Below are 19,617 nucleotides of genomic sequence, written 5' to 3' on the forward strand. Positions count from 1 at the left end.
GCTGCGCCACCTCGTCGTCGCCCTGCTGCTGGCTGCCAACGTGATCACCGCGATCGGCGTGGTGCACGCGCGTCACGACTACCGCCAGCTGTACATCCAGCTGACCCGGCTCGAGCGCGCGCGCGACGAGCTCAACGTCGATTTCGGCCGCCTGCAGCTCGAGCAGGCCACCTGGGCGATGAGCAACCGCGTCGACCAGGTCGCGCGCGAGCGCCTGGGCATGCGCTTTCCCGAGACCGCCGAAATCGTGGTGGTGCGGCCATGAAGCTCGGCAGGTTCATCAAGGCCGGCGACGGCCACGCCAAGAAGCCGCGCAAGCGCGCACAGTTCGATCTGCGCCTGCGGCTGATGCTGGTCGGCGGTGCGCTGGGCCTGGGCGCGGTGGCGCTGGTCGGCCGCGCGGTCGACCTGCAGCTGATCGACAACGCCTTCTATCAACAGAAGGCCGACGCGCGCTTCCGCCGCGAAATCCCGATCCCGGCCTCGCGCGGCATGATCACCGACCGCAACGGCGAGCCGCTGGCGATCTCCTCGCCGGTCGAATCGCTGTGGATCAATCCGCAGGAACTGAGCAAGCACCCCGATCGCTTGCCCGAACTGGCCGAGGCGACCGGGCTGCCGCTTGAGGAGCTGTCGCGCGCGGTCTCGCAGCGGGCCGACAAGGAGTTCATGTACGTGCCGCGCCATCGCCGGATCAGTCCGTCGACGGCCAAGCGCGTGCTCGATCTCGGCATTCCGGGCGTGTTCTCGCAGCGCGAATACCGCCGCTTCTACCCGCAGGGCGAGGCGGTCTCGCACGTGCTCGGCTTCACCAACATCGACGATCGTGGCCAGGAGGGCATCGAGCTGGCGTTCGACGACTGGCTGACCGGCAAGCCCGGCGCGCAGAACGTCATCCGCGACCGGCACGGCCGCATCGTCGAGCACGTGAACCTGGTCCGCGCCGCCGAGCCGGGCAAGGACCTGGTGCTGAGCATCGACCGCCGTATCCAGTTCCTGGCCCATCGCGAGCTGCGGCGCGCGATCGAGGAAACCGGCGCCAGCGCCGGTTCGATCGTGATCCTCGAGGTCGCGACCGGCGAGGTGTTGGCGATGGCCAACCTGCCGACCTACAACAACAACCGCGTGACCGGCGAGAACCGCGACGCCCACCGCAACCGCGCGGTGACCGACCTGCTCGAGCCGGGCTCGACGATGAAGCCGCTCACGATCGCCGCGGCGTTGGAGAAGGGCGTCATCACTCCGACCAGCACCTTCAATACCAGCCCGGGCTGGATTCCCAACGGACGCTTCAAGACCAGCGACTTCCGCAACTACGGCGTGCTCGATACCACCGGCATCATCACCAAGAGTTCCAACGTGGGCTCGGCGATGGTCGTGCACAAGCTCGACAGCCAGTACTTCTATGACTTCGTGCGCAGCTTCGGCTACGGCCGCAGCACCGGCAGCGGCTTTCCCGGCGAGGCGGCCGGCCTGTTTCCGGAGCCGGCGCGCTGGAGCGGCACCAGCAAGCAGGGCATGTCCTACGGCTACGGCCTGTCGGTCACGCCGATGCAGATCGCGCATGCCTACGCCACATTGGGCAACCACGGCCGCGCGCTGCCGCCGACCTTCGTCAAGGGTGGCGCCGGTGAACCGCGCCAGGTGCTGTCGGCGAAGGTCGCCGACGAAGTGGTGCGGATGATGCAGACGGTCACCGAGCCGGGCGGCACCGGCACCCGCGCGGCGATCCTGGGCTACCACGTCGCCGGCAAGTCGGGCACCGCGCGCAAGGCCAGCGGCGGCGGTTACGCCCGCCGCTATCTCGCCTTCTTCGCCGGCCTGGTGCCGGTGGCCGATCCGCGCTTTGCGATGGTCGTGGTCATCGACGATCCCGACACCTCCAAGGGCGGCTCGACCTACGGCGGCGGCTATGTGTCCGCGCCCGTGTTCAAGCGGGTCATGGACGGCGCATTGCGGCTGATGGACGTGCCGCCCGACGACATCGAGACCTGGCTGGCCGCGCAGGCCGCCAACGAGGCCAAGCTGGCGCGTGAGCACGGGCGCACGCCGCCGGCCGCCGCGCAGACGACGACGGGGACGCCGCGATGAGCCGCGCGATGCCGTTGTCCGAACTGCTGCCCGACGTCGCCACGGTGCCGGCCGACACCGTCATCACCGGCTTGGTGCAGGACAGCCGTGCGCTGCGGCCGGGCGATGCCTTCGTCGCGATCGGCGGCTTCGGTACGCACGGCCTACATTTCGCCGCCCAGGCCAAGGCCGCAGGCGCCAGCGCGGTGCTGTTCGAGCCGCCGGTCCCGGCCGAGATCGAGACGCTGCCGGCCGATGCGATCGCCGTGACCGGCCTGCGCGATCGCATGGGCACGATGGCCGACACCTTTCACGGCCAGCCGTCGCGGGCGATGACGATGGTCGGCGTCACCGGCACCAGCGGCAAGACCTCCACGGTGCAACTGCTGGCGCAGGCACTGGAGGTATCGGGCACGCGCGCCGGCACGATCGGCACGCTCGGCGCTGGCCTGCACGGCGCGGTGGCCCCCACCGGCTTCACCACGCCGCTGGTGCTGCAGACCCATGCGCTGCTGGCGCAACTGCGCGACGACGGCGCGCAGGCGGTGGCGATGGAAGTCAGCTCGCACGCGCTCGATCAGGGCCGTGTCGATGCCGTGCACTTCGATGTCGCGGTGTTCACCAACCTCACCCGCGACCACCTCGACTACCACGGCGACATGGCCGGCTACGGCGAGGCCAAGGCCAAGCTGTTCGTGCGCCCTGGCCTCAAGGCCGCGGTGATCAATGTCGACGATCCGTTCGGCGCAGCGCTGCCGGCGCGGCTCGATACCGCGGTGCGCGCGATCCGCGTCAGCGCCACCGGCGCGGCCGATGCCGACATCGCGGCCGCCGACGTCGCACTCGATGCCGACGGCATCGCGTTCTCGCTGCGCATCGGTGGCGAACGGCTGGCGGTGCGCTCGCCGCTGCTGGGCCGCTTCAACGTCGACAACCTGCTGGCCGTCGCCGGCGTGCTCGCCGCGCTCGGCCAGGCGCCGGCGCAGATCGTGCGCGCGCTCGGCGTGTTGCAGCCCATCGCCGGCCGCATGAACCGCTTTGGCGGCGGCGACACGCAGCCGCTGGTGGTCGTCGACTATTCGCACAAGCCCGATCCGCTGCAGCAGGCGCTGCAGTCGCTGCGCGGTCATCTGCGCGGCCGATTGACCTGCGTGTTCGGCTGTGGCGGCGAACGCGACACCGGCAAGCGCGCGCAGATGGCAGCGATCGCCGAGGCCCATGCCGACCGGGTGATCGTCACCGACGACAATCCGCGCCGGGAGAATGGCGATGCCATCGTCGCCGACATCCTCGCCGGCTTCGAACGTGCCGACACGGTCCGTGTGCAGCGCGACCGAGGCCGCGCGATCGCGCAGGCGATTGCCGAGGCCGTGCCCGGCGACATCGTGCTGATCGCCGGCAAGGGCCACGAGCCCTATCAGGAGATCGACGGCGTGCAGCATCCGTTCGACGACCGGCAGGTCGCGCAGGCGGCTCTGGCTGCGCGCGAGACGGAGGGCGCACGATGACGCCGCTGTCGCTTGCTCGCATCGCCGCGCTGGTCAACGGCCGCCTGCAGGGTGCCGACGACGACGGCGTGCAGATCGAGGCCGTGGTCACCGACACCCGCCGGCTCGATGCCGCGGACCCGCGTGCGCGCCTGTTCGTCGCGCTGCGCGGCGAGAACTTCGATGGGCACGCGCACGTCGCGCGCGCCGCCGAGCTGGGTGTGCGCGCCGCACTCGTCGCCCGCCCGCGCGATCTGGCACTGCCGCAGATCGTCGTCGCCGACCCGCAGGCAGCGCTCGGCGCGCTGGCCGCGGCCGTTCAGCGTGCACGCGTCGCGCAGGTCGTCGCGATCACCGGCAGCAATGGCAAGACCAGCGTCAAGCAGTTGACGGTCGAGATCCTGCGCCGGCATGCCGCGACCTGCTTCAACCCCGGCAACCTCAACAACGAGATCGGCCTGCCGCTGTCGATCCTCGATGCGCCCGAGGACGCGGCATTCGCCGTCTATGAAATGGGCGCCGGGCAGGCGGGCGACATCGCCTATCTGACGGCGATCGCGCGCCCGCGCATTGCCCTGGTCAACAACGTCGCGCCGGCGCACCTGGAGCGCATGGGCAGCTTGCTGGGCATTGCCGACACCAAGGCCGCGGTCTACGACGCGCTCCCGGCTGACGGCACCGCCGTGATCAATGCCGACGACGCGTTCGCGCCGTACTTCGCCCAGCGCGCCCATGGTCGCCGCTTGCTGCGCTTCGGCATCGAGGCCACGGCCGACGTGGTTGCCCGTGCCATTCGTCCCGACGAGGCCGGCACCCGCTTCCAAATGATCACGCCCGCTGGCGAGGCGCCGGTCGCGCTGCCGCTGGTCGGTCGCCACAACGTGCGCAATGCGCTCGCCGCGGCCGCGATCGCGCTGGCAGCCGGGGTGCCGTTGGCGACGATTGTCGAGGGGCTGGAAGCGGCGCAGGCGGTCTCCGGCCGATTGGCGCGTCATCGTCTGTCCAGCGGTGCGTCCTTGATCGACGACAGCTACAACGCCAATCCCGGTTCGCTGCACGCCGCGATCGACACCCTGGCGACCACGCCGGGCACGCGCTGGCTGGTGCTGGGCGACATGCGCGAGCTCGGCGCCGACGGCGCTGCGATGCATGCCCAGGCGGGGCTGCGCGCCAAAGCCGCCGGCATCGCTGCGCTCTACGCACTGGGCCCGTTGGCTGCGCACGCGGCCGATGCCTTCGGCGACGGCGCGCAGCGATTCGACACTCACGCCGCACTGGCCCAGGCCCTGATCCGCGACCTGGACGCGGCCAGCGCGACGCACGACACGCGGTCTTCCACGGACGACCGACCGGCCATCACGATCCTGGTCAAGGGATCGCGAGGCAGCGCGATGGACCGGACGGTCGCCGCGCTGCTCGACGCGCAAGGAACCCACGATGCTGCTTGAACTCGCCCGCTGGCTGCAGGGGTTCGAGGACTTCTTCGGTCTGTTCGAATACCTCACCTTCCGCGGCATCCTGGCGGCGCTGACCTCGTTGTCGCTGTCGTTGTGGCTGGGCCCGGCGGTGATCCGCAAGCTGGCGCAGTACAAGGGCGGCCAGCCGATCCGCCAGGACGGCCCGCAGACGCACTTCTCCAAGGCCGGCACGCCGACGATGGGCGGTGCGCTGATCCTGATCACCGTGCTGGCGGCGGTGCTGCTGTGGGGCGACCTGCGCAACAAGTACGTGTGGCTGGTGATGGCGGTGATGGTCGCGTTCGGCGCGATCGGCTGGTACGACGACTGGATCAAGATCGTCCACCGCGATCCCAACGGTCTGAAATCCCGTTGGAAATACCTGTTGCAGTCGGTGTTCGGCCTCGCCGCCGGCCTGTATCTGTACCTGTACGCGGACGTGCCGACCGCGACCACGTTCTACCTGCCACTGTTCAAGTCGATCGCGCTGCCGCTGGCCGGCATCAGCTTCGTGGCGATCGCCTACTTCTGGATCGTCGGCTTCTCCAACGCGGTCAACCTCACCGACGGCCTCGACGGTCTGGCGATCATGCCCACGGTGCTGGTCGCCTGCGGCATGGGCGTGTTCGCCTACGCCTCGGGTAACGCGGTGTTCTCCAACTATCTGCAGATTCCGCAGGTGCCTGGCGCCGGCGAACTGGTGATCATCTGCGCGGCGATTGCCGGTGCAGGTCTGGGCTTTCTGTGGTTCAACACCTATCCGGCGATGGTGTTCATGGGCGACATCGGCGCGCTCGCGCTCGGCGCGGTGCTCGGCACGATGGCGGTGATCGTGCGCCAGGAACTGGTGCTGGTGATCATGGGCGGCATCTTCGTCATCGAGACGCTGTCGGTGATGATCCAGGTGGCCAGCTTCAAGCTGACCGGCAAGCGCGTGTTCCGCATGGCGCCGATCCACCATCACTTCGAGCTCAAGGGTTGGCCCGAGCCGCGGGTGATTGTCCGCTTCTGGATCATCTCGGTGATCCTGGTCCTCGTCGGTCTCGCCACGTTGAAGGTGCGCTGATGGCCCGCGTCCACGACACCGCACTCCACGAGGCCCTTGGCGCCCGCCAGGCGACCCGGCTCGATGACATCCACGGTCGGTTCGACCCGTGGCTGGTCGGCATCATGGTCGCGATCGCGACCCTGGGCGTGATCATGGTCGCGTCAAGTTCGATCGCGGTCGGCGAGGACATGGGCGTGGGGCGTTACTACTTCCTCAGCCGCCACTTCATGTTCATCGGCCTGGGGCTGGGCCTGGCGTTCGCGGTGATGCGTACCGAGCTCAAGACCATCGAGAAGTACGACCGCTTCGTGCTGTTGATGTGCGCGGGTCTGCTGCTGCTGGTGTTCGTGCCGGGACTGGGGCGTTCGGTCAACGGCGCGCACCGCTGGATCAACCTGGGCATTTCCAACTTCCAGGTCGTCGAGGCGGTCAAGGTCATCTACATCGTCTGGCTGGCCAGCTACCTGGTGCGGTTCCGTGATGAGGTCAACGCCACCTGGGGCGCGATGCTCAAGCCGATCGGCGTGGCCGTGGTGCTGGTCGGCCTGCTGCTGTTGCAGCCCGACTTCGGCTCGTCGATGCTGCTGCTGGGCGTGACCGCCGGCATGCTGGTGCTCGGCGGCGGCCATCTCAAGCGCATGATGCTGCCGGTGCTGCTGCTGCTGCCGGCGGTGGTCGCGGTCGCGATCATGGAGCCTTACCGGCTGCGCCGCATCACCTCGTTCATGAACCCCTGGGAAGACCAACTGGGCGCCGGCTACCAGCTCAGCAATGCGCTGATGGCGGTCGGTCGCGGCGAGTTCTCCGGCGTCGGCCTGGGCGCATCGGTGCAGAAGCTCTCCTACCTGCCCGAGGCGCATACCGACTTCATCTTCTCGGTGCTGGCCGAGGAACTTGGCTTCCTGGGCGTGTGCCTGGTCGTCGGCCTGTTCGTCGCGCTGGTCGGCCGCGCGCTGTGGGTGGGCCTGAAGTGCGTGGAGATGCGCCGCCACTTCGCCGGCTACTGCGCATTCGGCGTCGCGCTGATGATCGGTTTGCAGAGTCTGGTCTCGATCGGCGTAAACCTCGGCCTGCTGCCGACCAAGGGCCTGACGTTGCCGCTGGTGTCCTCGGGCGGCTCGAGCGTGATGATGACCTGCGTCGCGTTCGGCCTGTTGCTGCGCGTGTCCTACGAACTCGATCGCGCCCAGCGCCAGGTCGCCCGGCTGCGCGGCGATGCTGTCACGCCGGCACCGGCACCGGCGCCGGCCGGCCCGGTGCCCCCCACCAATCAACCACCGCTGCCCGTGCCGCCGGCGACCGCCAAGCGCGGCACCAGCCGCCTGCAGCAGCGCGTCGAGCCGAGCTTCGGCGGCAGGAGCCACGCATGATCCGTCGTCTGCACCAGACCCGCGGTCTGTCGAAGGAGGACTTCGCGAAGGTCTTCTCGCGCGTGCATTTCGTCGGCATCGGCGGCACCGGCATGAGCGGCATCGCCGAGGTGCTGGTCACGCTCGGCTACAAGGTCTCAGGCTCGGACACCGCCGACAGCGCGGCGACCCGCCGGCTCGCTCGCCTGGGCGCAACCGTGCATCGCGGACACGCGGCGGCCAACGTGCTGGGCACCGACTGCATCGTCGTGTCCAGCGCGATCCGCGCCGACAACCCGGAGCTGATGGAGGCGCGCGCCCAGCGCATCCCGATCGTGCCGCGCGCCGAAATGCTCGCCGAGTTGATGCGCTTCCGTCGCGGCATCGCGGTCGCCGGCACCCACGGCAAGACCACCACGACCTCGCTGACCGCCAGCGTGCTCGCCGAGGGCGGCCTGGACCCGACGTTCGTCGTCGGCGGGCAGTTGCTCGCTGCCGGCGCCAATGCCCGCCTGGGCAGCGGCGACTGGCTGGTTGCCGAGGCCGACGAGAGCGATGGCAGCTTCCTGCGGCTCAATCCGCTGGTCGCGATCGTCACCAACATCGATGCCGACCACCTGGAGAACTACGGCGGCGACTTCGCCCGGGTCCAGGAGGCCTTTACCGAGTTCCTGCACCGGCTGCCGTTCTACGGGCTGTCGGTGCTGTGCATCGACGATCCCGAAGTCGCCCGGCTCGCGCAAAGCGTGCCGCGGCACATGATGACCTATGGCCTGTCGGACGAGGCGGACGTGCGCGCCGAGAACGTCCGCCAGGACGGCGCGGCGATGCAGTTCACGTTGTGCCTGCCCGAAAACGTGCGCGTCGAAGCCCGGTTGGCGTTGCCCGGCCGCCACAACGTGCTCAATGCACTGGCTGCCGCTGCGGTGGGCTGGCAGCTCGGCGTCGCGCCCGAGGCGATCGTCGCCGCGCTGGGCCGCTTCGAGGGCATCGGCCGCCGCTTCAACCTGCTCGGCGAAGTGGTCACGCCGACCGGCGCCCGGGTACAACTGGTCGACGACTACGGCCACCATCCGCGCGAACTGGCCGCGGTGTTCGCCGCTGCGCGCGGCGGCTGGGGCGACCGCCGGTTGGTGGTCGCGTTCCAGCCGCACCGCTACAGCCGCACCCGTGCGCTGTTCGACGATTTCGCCGGCGTGCTGTCGGATGTCGACGCGCTGGTGCTGACCGAGGTCTATCCGGCCGGCGAGGCGCCGATCGCCGGCGCCGACGCCAAGACCCTGGCGCGTGCGATCCGTGCACGCGGCCGCATCGAGCCGGTCGTCGTCAACGCCGCCGACGACCTGATCGACGTGCTGCCCGACGTGCTGCGCGACGGCGACCTGCTGCTGATGATGGGCGCCGGCGACATCGGCGCGACCGTGCAGCGGCTGGTCCAGGACGGCTTTGCGGAGGTGACCGCATGAGCGCGATCCTGCCCGCGCCGCGCATCACCGATCCGGCCGCGTTCGGCCGGGTCGCCGTGCTGCTCGGCGGCCCCGGCTCGGAGCGTGAGGTCTCGCTGCAGTCCGGGCAGGGGGTGCTCGACGCGCTGCGCTCGCGCGGTGTCGATGCGCACGCGGTCGATGGCGTGCCCGCGCTCGCGCAGGCGATCGTCGCCGGCCGCTTCGATCGCGTCTTCAACATCCTGCATGGCGGCGATGGCGAGAACGGCGTGGTGCAGGGGCTGCTCGACGCGTTCAATGTGCCCTATACCGGCTCGCGCGTGCTCGGCTCGGCGCTGACGATGGACAAGATCCGCACCAAGCAGGTGTGGCTGAGCCTGGGGCTGCCGACGCCGCGCTATCGCCGCATCGCGGCTGGTGAGGATGTGCATGCCGCGGCGCGCGAGCTCGGCCTGCCGGTCATCGTCAAGCCGTCGAAGGAAGGGTCGAGCGTCGGCGTCAGCCGGGTCTTCGCCGATGCCGATCTCGACGCCGCGGTCGCCCTGGCCGCGCGCTACCCGGGCGAACTGCTGATGGAAGAAATGATCGAGGGCGACGAGCTCACGGTCGGCATTCTCGATGCCGGCGAGGGCCCGCGCGCGCTGCCGTCGATCCGCATCGTGCCCAAAGGCGCCTGGTACGACTACGAGGCCAAGTACGTCTCCGACGACACCCGGTATCTGTGCCCGGGTCAGGACGGCGACGACGAGGTGCGGCTCGGCGCGTTGGCGGTCGAGGCGTTCGTCGCCGCGGGCTGCAGCGGCTGGGGCCGGGTTGATGTGATGCGCGATCGCGTCACCGGCGCGCTGCATCTGCTGGAAGTGAACACCGCACCGGGCATGACCAGCCATTCGCTGGTGCCCAAGGCCGCCGCGCAGCTGGGCATGGACTATGCCGCGCTGTGCTGGTGCGTGCTCGAATCGACGCTGATGCCGGAGGCGGCCGCGCGATGAACCAGGCGCTCGCCACCACGACGCGGATCCTGGCCTGGCTGCTGGCGCTGGCGCTGGTGGCATTGCCGGTCGTCGCCGTGATGCAGGGCTGGATCGGCGCCGAGCGCTGGCCGCTGCGCGTGCTCCGGATCAACGACGGGCTCGAGCAGGTCGATGTCGCCCGCGTGCGCGAAACGGTGCTGCCGCATGCGCAGCGTGGCTTCTTCGCGGTCGATCTGGCGCAGGCGCGGCGCGACGTCGCGCGCCTGCCCTGGGTCGCCGGGGTCGAGGTGCGCAAGCACTGGCCGGACGTGCTGGAAGTGCGCATCGGCGAGCATGTCCCGTTCGCACGCTGGGGCGAGGACCGGCTGTTGTCGACCCGCGGCCGGCTGTTCTCGGCCGAAGGGGTCGAGGTGCCGGACGCGATGCCGCGCTTCGATGGCCCCGATGCGCGCGCCAACGAGGTCGTTGCGCTCTACAACGAAGCGCGCGAGCTGTTCCGGCCTTCGGGTCAGCAGATCGAAGGTGTCGTGCTCGACGCGCGCGGCAGCTGGCTGATCCACCTGTCGAGCGGCACCGAGGTGTTGGTCGGCAGCCAGGAAGCGATACCGCGCCTGGCGCGCTTCGCCCGGATGCTGCCGCGCTTGGTCGCCAATCGCGGCGAGCCGCTGGCACGCGCCGACCTGCGCTACACCAACGGCTTCGCCCTGGTCTGGGGGACGCCGAGCGCCGACACCGGGGCCGCGGGCACCGCGTCGGCACCCGCAACCGGGGGATCGCCCGCATTAGCGCTTGGCGCGGCCGGCACATCCGGTCATCACGACTCACGACTCACGACTCACGGCCTCTCATGAACCGCAAAGGCGACAAGACACTCATCGTCGGACTGGACATCGGCACCTCGAAAGTGGTGGCGCTGGTCGGCGAGTATTCGCCCGGCAACCCGATCGAGGTGATCGGGATCGGCAGCCACGAGTCGCGCGGGCTCAAGCGCGGCGTGGTCGTGGACATCGAGTCGACGGTGCAGTCGATCCAGCGCGCGGTCGAAGAGGCCGAGCTGATGGCCGGCTGCGAGATCCGCTCGGTCTACGCCTCGATCTCCGGCAACCATGTGCAGTGCCGCAATTCGCCGGGCATCGTGCCGATCCGCGACAACGAGGTGACCTGGTCGGATCTCGATCGCGTGCTCGACGCGGCCAAGGCGGTCGCCATCCCGGCCGACCAGAAGATCCTGCATGCGATCCCGCGCGAGTACGTGCTCGACGACTCGCAGGAAGGCATCCGCAATCCGGTCGGCATGACCGGCGTGCGCCTGGAGGTGCATGCGCACCTGGTGGTGTGCGCGCAGTCGGCCGCGGCCAACATCAGCAAGTGCGTGCAGCGCTGCGGTCTGCAGATCGACGACCTGATCCTGTCGTCGCTGGCCTCCAGCACCGCGGTGCTGACCTCCGATGAGCGCGAGCTGGGCGTGGTGCTGGTGGACATGGGCGCGGGCACGACCGACCTGGCGGTGTTCGTGCAGGGCGCGATCTGCCACACCGCATCGCTGCCGATCGCCGGCGACAAGGTCACCGAGGACATCGCGCATATGCTGCGCACGCCGACCCCGGAAGCCGAGCAGATCAAGGTCCGCTACGCCTGCGCGCTGGCGCAGTTGGCGACCAGCGAAGAGTCGATCCAGGTGCCCAGCGTTGGTGACCGGCCGCCGCGGCGGCTGCCGCGCCAGTCGCTGGCGCAGGCGGTGCAGGCGCGCTACGAGGAGATCTTCGAGATGGTGCAGGCCGAACTGCGCCGCTCTGGCTTCGAGCAGCACGTGCGCGCCGGCATGGTGCTCACCGGCGGCGCCGCGAAGATGGAAGGCGTCGTCGAGCTGGCCGAGGAAATGCTGCAGATGCCGGTGCGCGTGGGGATTCCCCAGCACGTCACCGGCCTGGGCGAGGTCGTCGGCAATCCGGTGCACGCCAGTGGCGTGGGCCTGCTGCTGATGGGCAGCCAGATCGAGCACCCCCGACGCCCGGTGATCTCCGCCGGTCGCGCGGGCGGGCTGCTGAAGAAACTCAAGACGTGGTTCAACGGCGAGTTCTGACGAACCCGCCATGCGCTGCGTCTTGCGCAATGGGCGTTTCAAAAAGCGACAAAGAAGGGCAAACGGCAGGGCGGCGACGAAGACAGCGTTAAGCGGTAACCAGCACATTCGACAACAACATAAATACCGGATGGCGGTGTGAGGCACGGGATTCGGCGGTTTCGAATCGCGCATCGCACATCACCAATCACGGCTCCAAACCGAGGACAACGGACATGGCACATTTCGAATTGGTCGAGAAGATGGCTCCAAACGCGGTGATCAAGGTCATCGGCGTCGGCGGCGGCGGCGGCAACGCGGTCGCGCACATGGTCAACAACAGCGTCGATGGCGTGGAATTCATCACCGCCAACACCGACGCGCAGGCAATCAAGAATTGCGGCGCCAAACTGCAGCTGCAGCTCGGCAGCAGCGTCACCAAGGGTCTGGGCGCAGGCGCCAACCCCGAAGTCGGTCGCCAGGCCGCACTCGAGGACCGCGAGATCATCATGGACGCGCTCCAGGGCGCCGACATGGTGTTCATCACCGCCGGCATGGGCGGCGGCACCGGCACCGGCGCGGCGCCGGTCGTGGCCCAGCTCGCCAAGGAAATGGGCATCCTGACGGTGGCCGTGGTCACCAAGCCGTTCCCGTTCGAGGGCCGCCGGCGCATGCAGGTCGCGCTCAAGGGCATCGAGGAGATGTCGGCGCATTGCGACTCGCTGATCACCATCCCCAATGAAAAGCTGATCACCGTGCTCGGCCGCAACGCCACGATGATCCAGGCGTTCCGTGCTGCCAACGACGTGCTGCTGGGCGCGGTGCAGGGCATCGCTGACCTGATCGTGCGTCCGGGCCTGATCAACGTCGACTTCGCCGACGTGCGCACCGTCATGGCCGAAATGGGCCTGGCGATGATGGGCACGGGCCTGGCCCGTGGCGACGATCGCGCGCAGGCCGCCGCCGAGGCCGCGATTCAGAACCCGCTGCTCGACGACGTCAACCTGGCGGGTGCCAATGGCATCCTGGTCAACATCACTGCAGGCGCCGACTTCACGATGGCCGAGTTTGACGAGGTCGGCCGCACCGTCGAGAACTTCGCCAGCGAGGACGCGACCATCGTCATCGGCACCGTCCTCGACCCGGACATGCAGGACGAAGTCCGCGTGACCGTGGTCGCCACCGGCCTCAACCGGGCGCCGGCGCGCGGCACCGGGCACGACAGCGCCGGTCGCGGCAAGCCGCAGGTGCAGCTGATCAGCAACAACCAGCGTGGCGTCCGCGACGGCACCACCGGCCTGCTGATCGACGACGGCGACGCCGTGGCCCCGTACAGCCCGGGCCACAGCATCGCGGCCTCGCTGCGCGGCAATGGCGGTGCGGCGGCGTCGACCGCTTCGCGCGGGGCCGGGCAGGGCGCGGCACGCAGCGATGCGGGCGATGCGCCGAAGGTCGCCGATTTCGGCAGCGACAGCAGCTACCTCGACATCCCGGCGTTTCTGCGTCGGCAGGCGGACTGAGCCTGTCGATGGGGTCATCGGCTGACACCGCACAGGCCGGCCCGGCCTGTCGGCGTCGGGCCGACTGACGCCAATCCTGTGCCCACGTCGCACTTGCCCGGTGCGGCGCAGCGCAGTGTGTTGTCCTCGCAAGCATCGGCGCGCTGTTGTCCGCAGCGCGCCGTTTGGGCCCGCCGGGTACGCCCGGCGGGCCGGTTTGTCGTCTGCTTCTGCGCCGGCGCGTCGCGTCGGCCCGCATGCCCGACCCCGGTCCTGCACGCGCCGCGACCGCCTTGGATCGCTTCGTTCAGGTTCAGCGGTCCCCGTGATAATCTCGCCCGGCTGCCTTCCGCGTCCGCGGCCGGCGCTTCTCTCCCCCGGACTCCCGATGCCCCGCCAACGCACTATCAAGAACGTGATCCGCGCAACGGGCGTCGGCCTGCACAGCGGCGAGAAAGTGTTCCTGACCCTGCGCCCGGCTGCCCCCGATACCGGCATCGTCTTCCGGCGCGTCGATCTCGATCCCGTGGTCGACATCCCCGCCGAGGGCGGGCTCGTCACCGAGACCACGCTGTGTACCGGGCTGAGCCTGGGGACGGCCCACGTGCAGACCGTCGAACACCTGATGTCCGCACTCGCCGGGCTCGGCGTGGACAATCTGTACGTCGAGTTGTCGGCGGCCGAGGTGCCGATCATGGACGGCTCGTCGGGTCCGTTCGTGTTCCTGCTGCAGTCGGCAGGCGTGGTCGAGCAGGCCGCGCCCAAGCGCTTCATCCGGATCCTGTCGCCGATCGAAGTGCGCGAGGGCGACAAGATCGCGCGGTTCGAGCCCTACGACGGCTTCCGTCTCGACTTCACCATCGCCTTCGACCATCCGGCCATTCCGCTGGCGCAGTCGCGTGCCGAGGTCGAGTTCTCGACCGAGGCCTACATCCGCGAGGTCAGCCGCGCCCGCACCTTCGGATTCATGCGCGACCTGGAGTACATGCGCGAGCGCAACCTGGGGCTTGGCGGCTCGATGGACAACGCCATCGTGCTCGACGAGTTCCGCGTGCTCAATGACGATGGCCTGCGCTACGCCAACGAATTCGTGCGCCACAAGATCCTCGACGCGGTCGGCGACCTCTACCTGGCCGGCCATCCGATCCTGGGCCTGTTCAAGGGGTACAAGTCCGGGCACGCGCTGAACAACAAACTCGTGCGCGCGCTGCTTGAGACCCGCTCGGCCTGGGAGACCGTCAGCTTCGCGCTGGACGATGCGGCTCCGCTCGCCTACGGCGCTCCGGTCGCTGCCTGAATCAAATCAGTCGCGCTGCGACCCCATGTCGGTTGCCGCTCCGGCCCGGCCGGTGGGCTTCGATGCGCGCCCCCGGCCGGCCCCGGATGTCGGTGGCATTGCCGGCACGCGCCGTACCGCGTGCGTTCATGTCGAGCACTATGTCTAACGATTTTTTAACTTTAGATTTCTGAAAAGTTATCTTTCAGTTAACGCCTCATGCGGCGATGCCCGGTAGCATGCCCCCCTCTCCTTCACCTGGCCTTGATGCCGATGAGGGGGCAGGCGGAGACCCACAAGACCTCACACCCCATCGTCCTTGCCGCCGTCCGGCGGTCGGAGCGAGGCCAGAACCGACCGCAGCGTGTCGCGTGCGACTGCCGAGGGGGGGGTGGCCAGCGCACCGCGGGCGTCCGGGGGGGCGGGTCGCAGGGGTTGGGTCGACGTCCTGACGACGATGTCGTCGACATCCAGTCCGATGGAGCGGGCAGCGTCGAGCAGCGTATCGGCCGACAGGCGCAGCCTGGCGTGCCAGATGGGCGAATCGACGAGGAACACCAGCCTGCGGCGATCGACATTGGCCAGCCGCGCGTGCGGCGCCAGTGCCGGGGGCAGCAGGGGAACGAGGCGGCGATCCAGCGCGTCGAGCCACATGGCCCGGCGGATCGGATCGGCCGACGTGCCATCCAGGGCCGCGTCCAGCGCGGCGGTCGGAACTCCGATGCGGGATGGCTTGGATCTGGACCGGAAATCAGACATTGGCACCATGACCGTCAAAACCTTGTTGAATGATATGCGCGGCATCGCCGCACAGGTGGCCCGCAGGGCCCGCATCCTGGCCCGTCGCCGGCCCGTTTCAATGGCGATCGTGATTGCCGCGGCCGGTATGTGCGCCGCCGGAGCGATGAATTCGGCCGAGATCGCCCGCCTGCAAGGCGTGGCCGCCGCGCACGAGCGCAGCCTGGACGAGACCCGCCGCGAGGCACAGCGCGAGGTCAACGCGCTCGCCGCCCGGCTCAGCGAACTGCAGGCCCAGGCCAACCGCCTCAACGCACTCGGCGACCGGCTCGCACGCGGTGCGGGGATGGAGGACGGGGAGTTCGACTTCGACCGGACCGTGGGCGTCGGCGGTCCCGAGCCGGCCCAGGACATGCCGGCCGGCAAGCTGCTCGGCGGCCTCGATGCGCTCGAGGGCGACCTGACCCATTCCGGCCAGCAGCTTTCGGTGCTTGAGGCGCTGCTGCTCGACCGCAAGCTCCAGCGCGACGCGCTGCCGTCGCGCTCGCCGGTGCACCGCAGCTTCATGACCTCGTCCTATGGCTACCGGGCCGACCCCTTCGGCCGTGGTGGCCAGTTCCACAAGGGCATCGACTTCGATGCGCGCACTGGCGATCCGGTGATGACCGTCGCCGATGGCGTGGTCAGCTACTCGGGCGTGCGCCGCGGCTACGGCAACGTCGTCGAGGTCGACCACGGCAATGGCTACGTCACCCGCTACGCGCACAACTCGCGCAACGTGGTGAAAGTCGGCGATCTGGTCCGCATCGGCGACGAGATCGCCAAGGCTGGTTCCACCGGCCGTTCCACCGGCGCTCATGTGCATTTCGAGGTCTGGGAGAACGGGCAGGTGCAGAACCCGCGCAAGTTCCTCGGCGCCATGGGCGTGAGCCGCCAATAACCGGTTGGGGCTCGCCCCTCCCAACCCTCCCCCGCAGGCGAGGGAGGGCTGACGCGCGGCACAGCCGCTCTGGCGCTCGTCGGCGCGCAAGCCAGTGGCTTGCAAACGCGCCTCCTCGTTCCGGCCCTCCGCGGCACAGCCGCTCCGGGCGCTCGCGGAGGCGCAAGGCATGCCTTGCAAACGCCCCCGCTCGCCCCGAGCTACAATGCGCGTTGCCATCAAAGGGCGCCTGGCGCCCTTTTCTGTTTGCGGCTTCTGGGGAATCCGCCTCGGTCCCGCGCTCCGATTCCAGACTTCGGTACTCCAATGCTCAATCGCTTGCTCACCAGTGTCTTCGGCAGTCGCAACGACCGCTTCGTCAAACAGCTCGAGAAGGTCGTCGTCAAGATCAATGCGCTCGAGCCGGAAATGGAGGCGCTGTCCGACGATGCCCTGCAGGCCAAGACCCCGGAGTTCAAGCAGCGCATCGCCAACGGCGAGACGCTCGACAAGCTGCTGCCCGAGGCCTTCGCGGTCTGCCGCGAGGCCAGCAAGCGCGTGCTGGGCATGCGTCCCTACGACGTCCAGCTGATCGGCGGCATGGTCCTGCACATGGGCAAGATCGCCGAGATGCGCACCGGCGAAGGCAAGACCCTGGTCGGGACGCTGCCGACTTACCTCAATGCACTCGAGGGCAAGGGCGTCCACGTCGTCACCGTCAACGACTACCTGGCCCGCCGCGACGCGGCGCAGATGGGCAAGCTCTACAACTGGCTGGGCCTGTCGGTCGGCGTCATCTGGCCAGGCATGCCGCACGGCGAGGCCAAGCGCGAGGCCTACCGCGCCGACATCACCTACGGCACCAATAATGAGTTCGGCTTCGACTACCTGCGCGACAACATGGCGCTATCGAAGGCCGACCGGTACCAGCGCACGCTCAACTACGCGATCATCGACGAAGTCGACTCGATCCTGATCGACGAGGCGCGCACGCCACTGATCATCTCCGGCCCCGCCGACGATTCCCCCGAGCTCTACATCAAGGTCAACCGGATCGTCCCGTCGCTGGTCCGCCAGGAGACCGAGGACGGCGAGGGCGATTTCTGGGTCGACGAGAAGGCCAAGCAGGTCCACCTGTCGGAAGAAGGCCAAGAGCACGCCGAGGCGCTGCTGCGCGGCGCCGGCATTCTCGGTGAGGACGAAAGCCTCTACGCGCCGCAGAACATCCACGTCGTGCACCACCTCAATGCGGGCCTGCGTGCGCACGCGATCTATCAGCGCGACGATCACTACATCGTCCGCGACGGCGAAGTCATCATCGTCGATGAGTTCACCGGCCGTACGCTGCCGGGCCGTCGCTGGTCCGATGGCCTGCATCAGGCGGTCGAGGCGAAGGAAGGCGTGCCGGTCCAGCGCGAGAACCAGACGCTGGCCAGCATCACCTTCCAGAACCTGTTCCGCATGTACGGCAAGCTTTCGGGCATGACCGGTACGGCCGATACCGAGGCCTTCGAGTTCGAGAGCATCTATGGTCTGGAGGTCGTGGTGATCCCGACCCACCGGCCGATGATCCGCAAGGACGCGCCGGATGCGGTGTTCCTCAACCGCGCCGGCAAGTACCGCGCTGTCGCGCGCGAGATCCAGGCCGCGCACGAACGTGGTCAGCCGGTGCTGGTCGGCACGACCTCGATCGAGGTCTCCGAACTGCTCAGCGACCACCTGCGCAAGGAAGGCATCGCGCACGAGGTGCTCAATGCCAAGCAGCACGAGCGCGAAGCGCAGATCGTCGCCCAGGCCGGTCGCCCGGGCGCGGTGACCATCGCCACCAACATGGCCGGTCGCGGCACCGACATCGTGCTCGGCGGCTCGCTTGAGACCGAGCTCGCGCTGCTCGAGGCCGAGTCCGGCGTGCCGGTCGATGACGCCACCAAGGCGCGCCTGCGCGCGGACTGGCAGCAGCGCCACGACGCGGTGGTCGCCGCCGGTGGTCTGCACATCATCGGCACCGAGCGCCACGAATCGCGGCGTATCGACAACCAGCTGCGCGGCCGCTCCGGCCGCCAGGGCGATCCGGGCTCTTCGCGCTTCTACCTGTCGCTCGAAGACAACCTGATGCGCATCTTTGCCGCCGACTGGGTGCAGAAGGTCATGGCGCGGATGGGCCTGCAGGAAGACGACATCATCGAAAGCCCGCTGGTGACCCGCCAGATCGCCAATGCGCAGCGCAAGGTCGAGGCCCACAACTTCGACATCCGCAAGAACCTCCTCGACTTCGACGACGTCAACAACGACCAGCGCAAGGTCATCTACGGCCAGCGCGATGAACTGCTCGACGCCGAGAGCGTCAAGGAGAACGTCGACGGTATCCGCGCCGATGTCGTCGCCGGCATCGTCGGCCGCTACGTACCGCCGCAGTCGATCGACGAGCAGTGGGACCTGCCGGGCCTGGAGGCCGAGATCGAACGCGAGTTCGGCCTGCGCCTGGAGCTGGTGTCGCTGGCAAAGGCGCGCAACGAGCTCGATTCCGAGCAGATCGCCGAGCACGTGCAGCAGTCGGTCGATGCGCTCTTCGCCGACAAGGAAGCGCAGCTGGGCGACGAGACCATGCGCATGCTCGAAAAGCACATCATGCTCAACGTGCTCGACCAGGGCTGGAAGGAGCACCTGGCGCGCATGGACTACCTGCGCCAGGGCATCCACCTACGCGGCTACGCGCAGAAGCAGCCCAAGCAGGAATACAAGCGCGAAGCGTTCGAGCTGTTCTCCGAGATGCTCGACAAGGTCAAGCACGAGGTCGTGACGATGCTCGCGCGCGTGCGTGTGCGCAGCGAGGACGAGATCGCCGCGCTCGAGGCCGAGGAACGCCGCCAGGTCGAGGCCAAGCTCAACCAGGCCCAGTTCCAGCACGCCGACGTCGGCGGCTACGGCGCCGACGAGGAAGCTGACGACGTGCGTGCCGCCCAGGCCGAGGCGGCCGGGCCGCAGGCGCAGATCGTCCGCGATGGCGCCAAGGTCGGCCGCAACGATCCCTGTCCCTGCGGCAGCGGCAAGAAGTACAAGCACTGTCACGGTCAGCTGAGCTGATCTGTCCGGCCCCGTCATCGCGCGGGGCCGATGCCGGAGACCGGTCCGGACGTGCAGTGCGGCGATCGGCGCGTCACTGCCGGGCGATGGCGCGGCTGCCGCGCAGGGCAGGGCAGGCGATCGCGGTGTGGACCCGTCTCCGCTCCGACGTGCCGCCGGCGATCCCCGCCGCCCGACGGCTTGGCAAGCCGCTGCCGCCTCCCTAATCT

Annotated in this window: 15 protein-coding genes; 14 read left to right on the forward strand and 1 reads right to left on the reverse strand. The window is 68.9% G+C overall.

Annotation, left to right across the window (positions count from 1 at the left end):
* The first annotated feature begins 1 nt into the window (after position 1).
* The 12 genes from ftsL (at position 2) to lpxC (ending at position 14,688) form a co-directional block, all read left to right on the forward strand.
* Positions 2–265 carry a cell division protein FtsL gene (ftsL, locus tag MNO14_RS02900; protein WP_183427949.1) on the forward strand — a complete coding sequence of 88 codons (264 nt, stop codon included), beginning with the start codon at positions 2–4 and terminating at the stop codon, positions 263–265.
* The gene (locus MNO14_RS02905) at positions 262–2,091 is read left to right on the forward strand and encodes a penicillin-binding protein 2 (RefSeq protein ID WP_343226409.1); all 1,830 of its coding nucleotides are present in this window, start codon (positions 262–264) and stop codon (positions 2,089–2,091) included. Before ftsL ends, MNO14_RS02905 begins: the two co-directional genes overlap by 4 nt.
* Positions 2,088–3,578, forward strand: a complete 1,491-nt coding sequence (locus MNO14_RS02910) for a UDP-N-acetylmuramoyl-L-alanyl-D-glutamate--2,6-diaminopimelate ligase (protein ID WP_241945304.1) — start codon at positions 2,088–2,090, stop codon at positions 3,576–3,578. Before MNO14_RS02905 ends, MNO14_RS02910 begins: the two co-directional genes overlap by 4 nt.
* On the forward strand, positions 3,575–5,005 hold the full coding sequence (murF, locus tag MNO14_RS02915) for a UDP-N-acetylmuramoyl-tripeptide--D-alanyl-D-alanine ligase (RefSeq protein WP_241945305.1): 1,431 nt from the start codon (positions 3,575–3,577) through the stop codon (positions 5,003–5,005). The genes MNO14_RS02910 and murF overlap by 4 nt, the downstream gene beginning before the upstream one ends.
* The gene (gene mraY / locus MNO14_RS02920; protein WP_241945306.1) at positions 4,995–6,080 is read left to right on the forward strand and encodes a phospho-N-acetylmuramoyl-pentapeptide-transferase; all 1,086 of its coding nucleotides are present in this window, start codon (positions 4,995–4,997) and stop codon (positions 6,078–6,080) included. The genes murF and mraY overlap by 11 nt, the downstream gene beginning before the upstream one ends.
* Positions 6,080–7,432: a putative lipid II flippase FtsW gene (ftsW, locus tag MNO14_RS02925; RefSeq protein WP_241945307.1), complete on the forward strand. Its 1,353-nt coding sequence runs from the start codon at positions 6,080–6,082 to the stop codon at positions 7,430–7,432. Before mraY ends, ftsW begins: the two co-directional genes overlap by 1 nt.
* Positions 7,429–8,877 (forward strand): UDP-N-acetylmuramate--L-alanine ligase, encoded by a 1,449-nt coding sequence (gene murC / locus MNO14_RS02930; RefSeq protein WP_241945308.1) that lies wholly within the window; start codon positions 7,429–7,431, stop codon positions 8,875–8,877. The genes ftsW and murC overlap by 4 nt, the downstream gene beginning before the upstream one ends.
* Entirely contained in the window at positions 8,874–9,848 is a 975-nt protein-coding gene (locus MNO14_RS02935; RefSeq protein ID WP_241945309.1) for a D-alanine--D-alanine ligase, read from the forward strand. The genes murC and MNO14_RS02935 overlap by 4 nt, the downstream gene beginning before the upstream one ends.
* Complete coding sequence (locus MNO14_RS02940) at positions 9,845–10,681, forward strand: cell division protein FtsQ/DivIB (protein WP_241945310.1); 837 nt, start codon at positions 9,845–9,847, stop codon at positions 10,679–10,681. The genes MNO14_RS02935 and MNO14_RS02940 overlap by 4 nt, the downstream gene beginning before the upstream one ends.
* A complete protein-coding gene (gene ftsA, locus MNO14_RS02945) occupies positions 10,678–11,913 on the forward strand; it encodes a cell division protein FtsA (protein ID WP_183427894.1) in 1,236 nt (411 codons plus the stop codon). The genes MNO14_RS02940 and ftsA overlap by 4 nt, the downstream gene beginning before the upstream one ends.
* 215 nt (positions 11,914–12,128) lie before the next feature.
* Positions 12,129–13,412, forward strand: a complete 1,284-nt coding sequence (ftsZ, locus tag MNO14_RS02950; RefSeq protein WP_241945311.1) for a cell division protein FtsZ — start codon at positions 12,129–12,131, stop codon at positions 13,410–13,412.
* Between the two features lie 367 nt (positions 13,413–13,779).
* Positions 13,780–14,688, forward strand: a complete 909-nt coding sequence (gene lpxC, locus MNO14_RS02955) for a UDP-3-O-acyl-N-acetylglucosamine deacetylase (RefSeq protein ID WP_241945312.1) — start codon at positions 13,780–13,782, stop codon at positions 14,686–14,688.
* 282 nt (positions 14,689–14,970) lie between these two features.
* Here lpxC and MNO14_RS02960 read toward each other — a convergent pair whose 3' ends face one another.
* Positions 14,971–15,501, reverse strand: a complete 531-nt coding sequence (locus tag MNO14_RS02960; RefSeq protein WP_241945313.1) for a DUF721 domain-containing protein — start codon at positions 15,499–15,501, stop codon at positions 14,971–14,973.
* A 25-nt stretch (positions 15,502–15,526) separates the two neighbouring features.
* Here MNO14_RS02960 and MNO14_RS02965 point away from each other — a divergent pair, with 25 nt between their 5' ends.
* Both MNO14_RS02965 and secA read left to right on the forward strand, forming a co-directional pair.
* Positions 15,527–16,345 (forward strand): M23 family metallopeptidase, encoded by an 819-nt coding sequence (locus tag MNO14_RS02965; protein WP_241945314.1) that lies wholly within the window; start codon positions 15,527–15,529, stop codon positions 16,343–16,345.
* 306 nt (positions 16,346–16,651) lie between these two features.
* Complete coding sequence (secA, locus tag MNO14_RS02970) at positions 16,652–19,408, forward strand: preprotein translocase subunit SecA (RefSeq protein ID WP_241945315.1); 2,757 nt, start codon at positions 16,652–16,654, stop codon at positions 19,406–19,408.
* Positions 19,409–19,617 lie beyond the last annotated feature (209 nt).

It is taken from the genome of Luteimonas sp. S4-F44, from assembly GCF_022637415.1.
Taxonomy (GTDB): Bacteria; Pseudomonadota; Gammaproteobacteria; order Xanthomonadales; family Xanthomonadaceae; genus Luteimonas.

Bases quoted from the DNA above. Each gene is read 5' to 3' on its own strand.
- MNO14_RS02910 (WP_241945304.1), top strand. From the start codon at position 2,088: ATGAGCCGCGCGATGCCGTTGTCCGAACTGCTGCCCGACGTCGCCACG.
- MNO14_RS02905 (WP_343226409.1), top strand. From the start codon at position 262: ATGAAGCTCGGCAGGTTCATCAAGGCCGGCGACGGCCACGCCAAGAAG.
- MNO14_RS02940 (WP_241945310.1), top strand. From the start codon at position 9,845: ATGAACCAGGCGCTCGCCACCACGACGCGGATCCTGGCCTGGCTGCTG.
- ftsW (WP_241945307.1), top strand. From the start codon at position 6,080: ATGGCCCGCGTCCACGACACCGCACTCCACGAGGCCCTTGGCGCCCGC.
- ftsZ (WP_241945311.1), top strand. From the start codon at position 12,129: ATGGCACATTTCGAATTGGTCGAGAAGATGGCTCCAAACGCGGTGATC.
- ftsA (WP_183427894.1), top strand. From the start codon at position 10,678: ATGAACCGCAAAGGCGACAAGACACTCATCGTCGGACTGGACATCGGC.
- mraY (WP_241945306.1), top strand. From the start codon at position 4,995: ATGCTGCTTGAACTCGCCCGCTGGCTGCAGGGGTTCGAGGACTTCTTC.
- MNO14_RS02935 (WP_241945309.1), top strand. From the start codon at position 8,874: ATGAGCGCGATCCTGCCCGCGCCGCGCATCACCGATCCGGCCGCGTTC.
- lpxC (WP_241945312.1), top strand. From the start codon at position 13,780: ATGCCCCGCCAACGCACTATCAAGAACGTGATCCGCGCAACGGGCGTC.
- secA (WP_241945315.1), top strand. From the start codon at position 16,652: ATGCTCAATCGCTTGCTCACCAGTGTCTTCGGCAGTCGCAACGACCGC.
- MNO14_RS02965 (WP_241945314.1), top strand. From the start codon at position 15,527: ATGGCGATCGTGATTGCCGCGGCCGGTATGTGCGCCGCCGGAGCGATG.
- murF (WP_241945305.1), top strand. From the start codon at position 3,575: ATGACGCCGCTGTCGCTTGCTCGCATCGCCGCGCTGGTCAACGGCCGC.
- murC (WP_241945308.1), top strand. From the start codon at position 7,429: ATGATCCGTCGTCTGCACCAGACCCGCGGTCTGTCGAAGGAGGACTTC.
- MNO14_RS02960 (WP_241945313.1), bottom strand. From the start codon at position 15,501: ATGCGGGCCCTGCGGGCCACCTGTGCGGCGATGCCGCGCATATCATTC.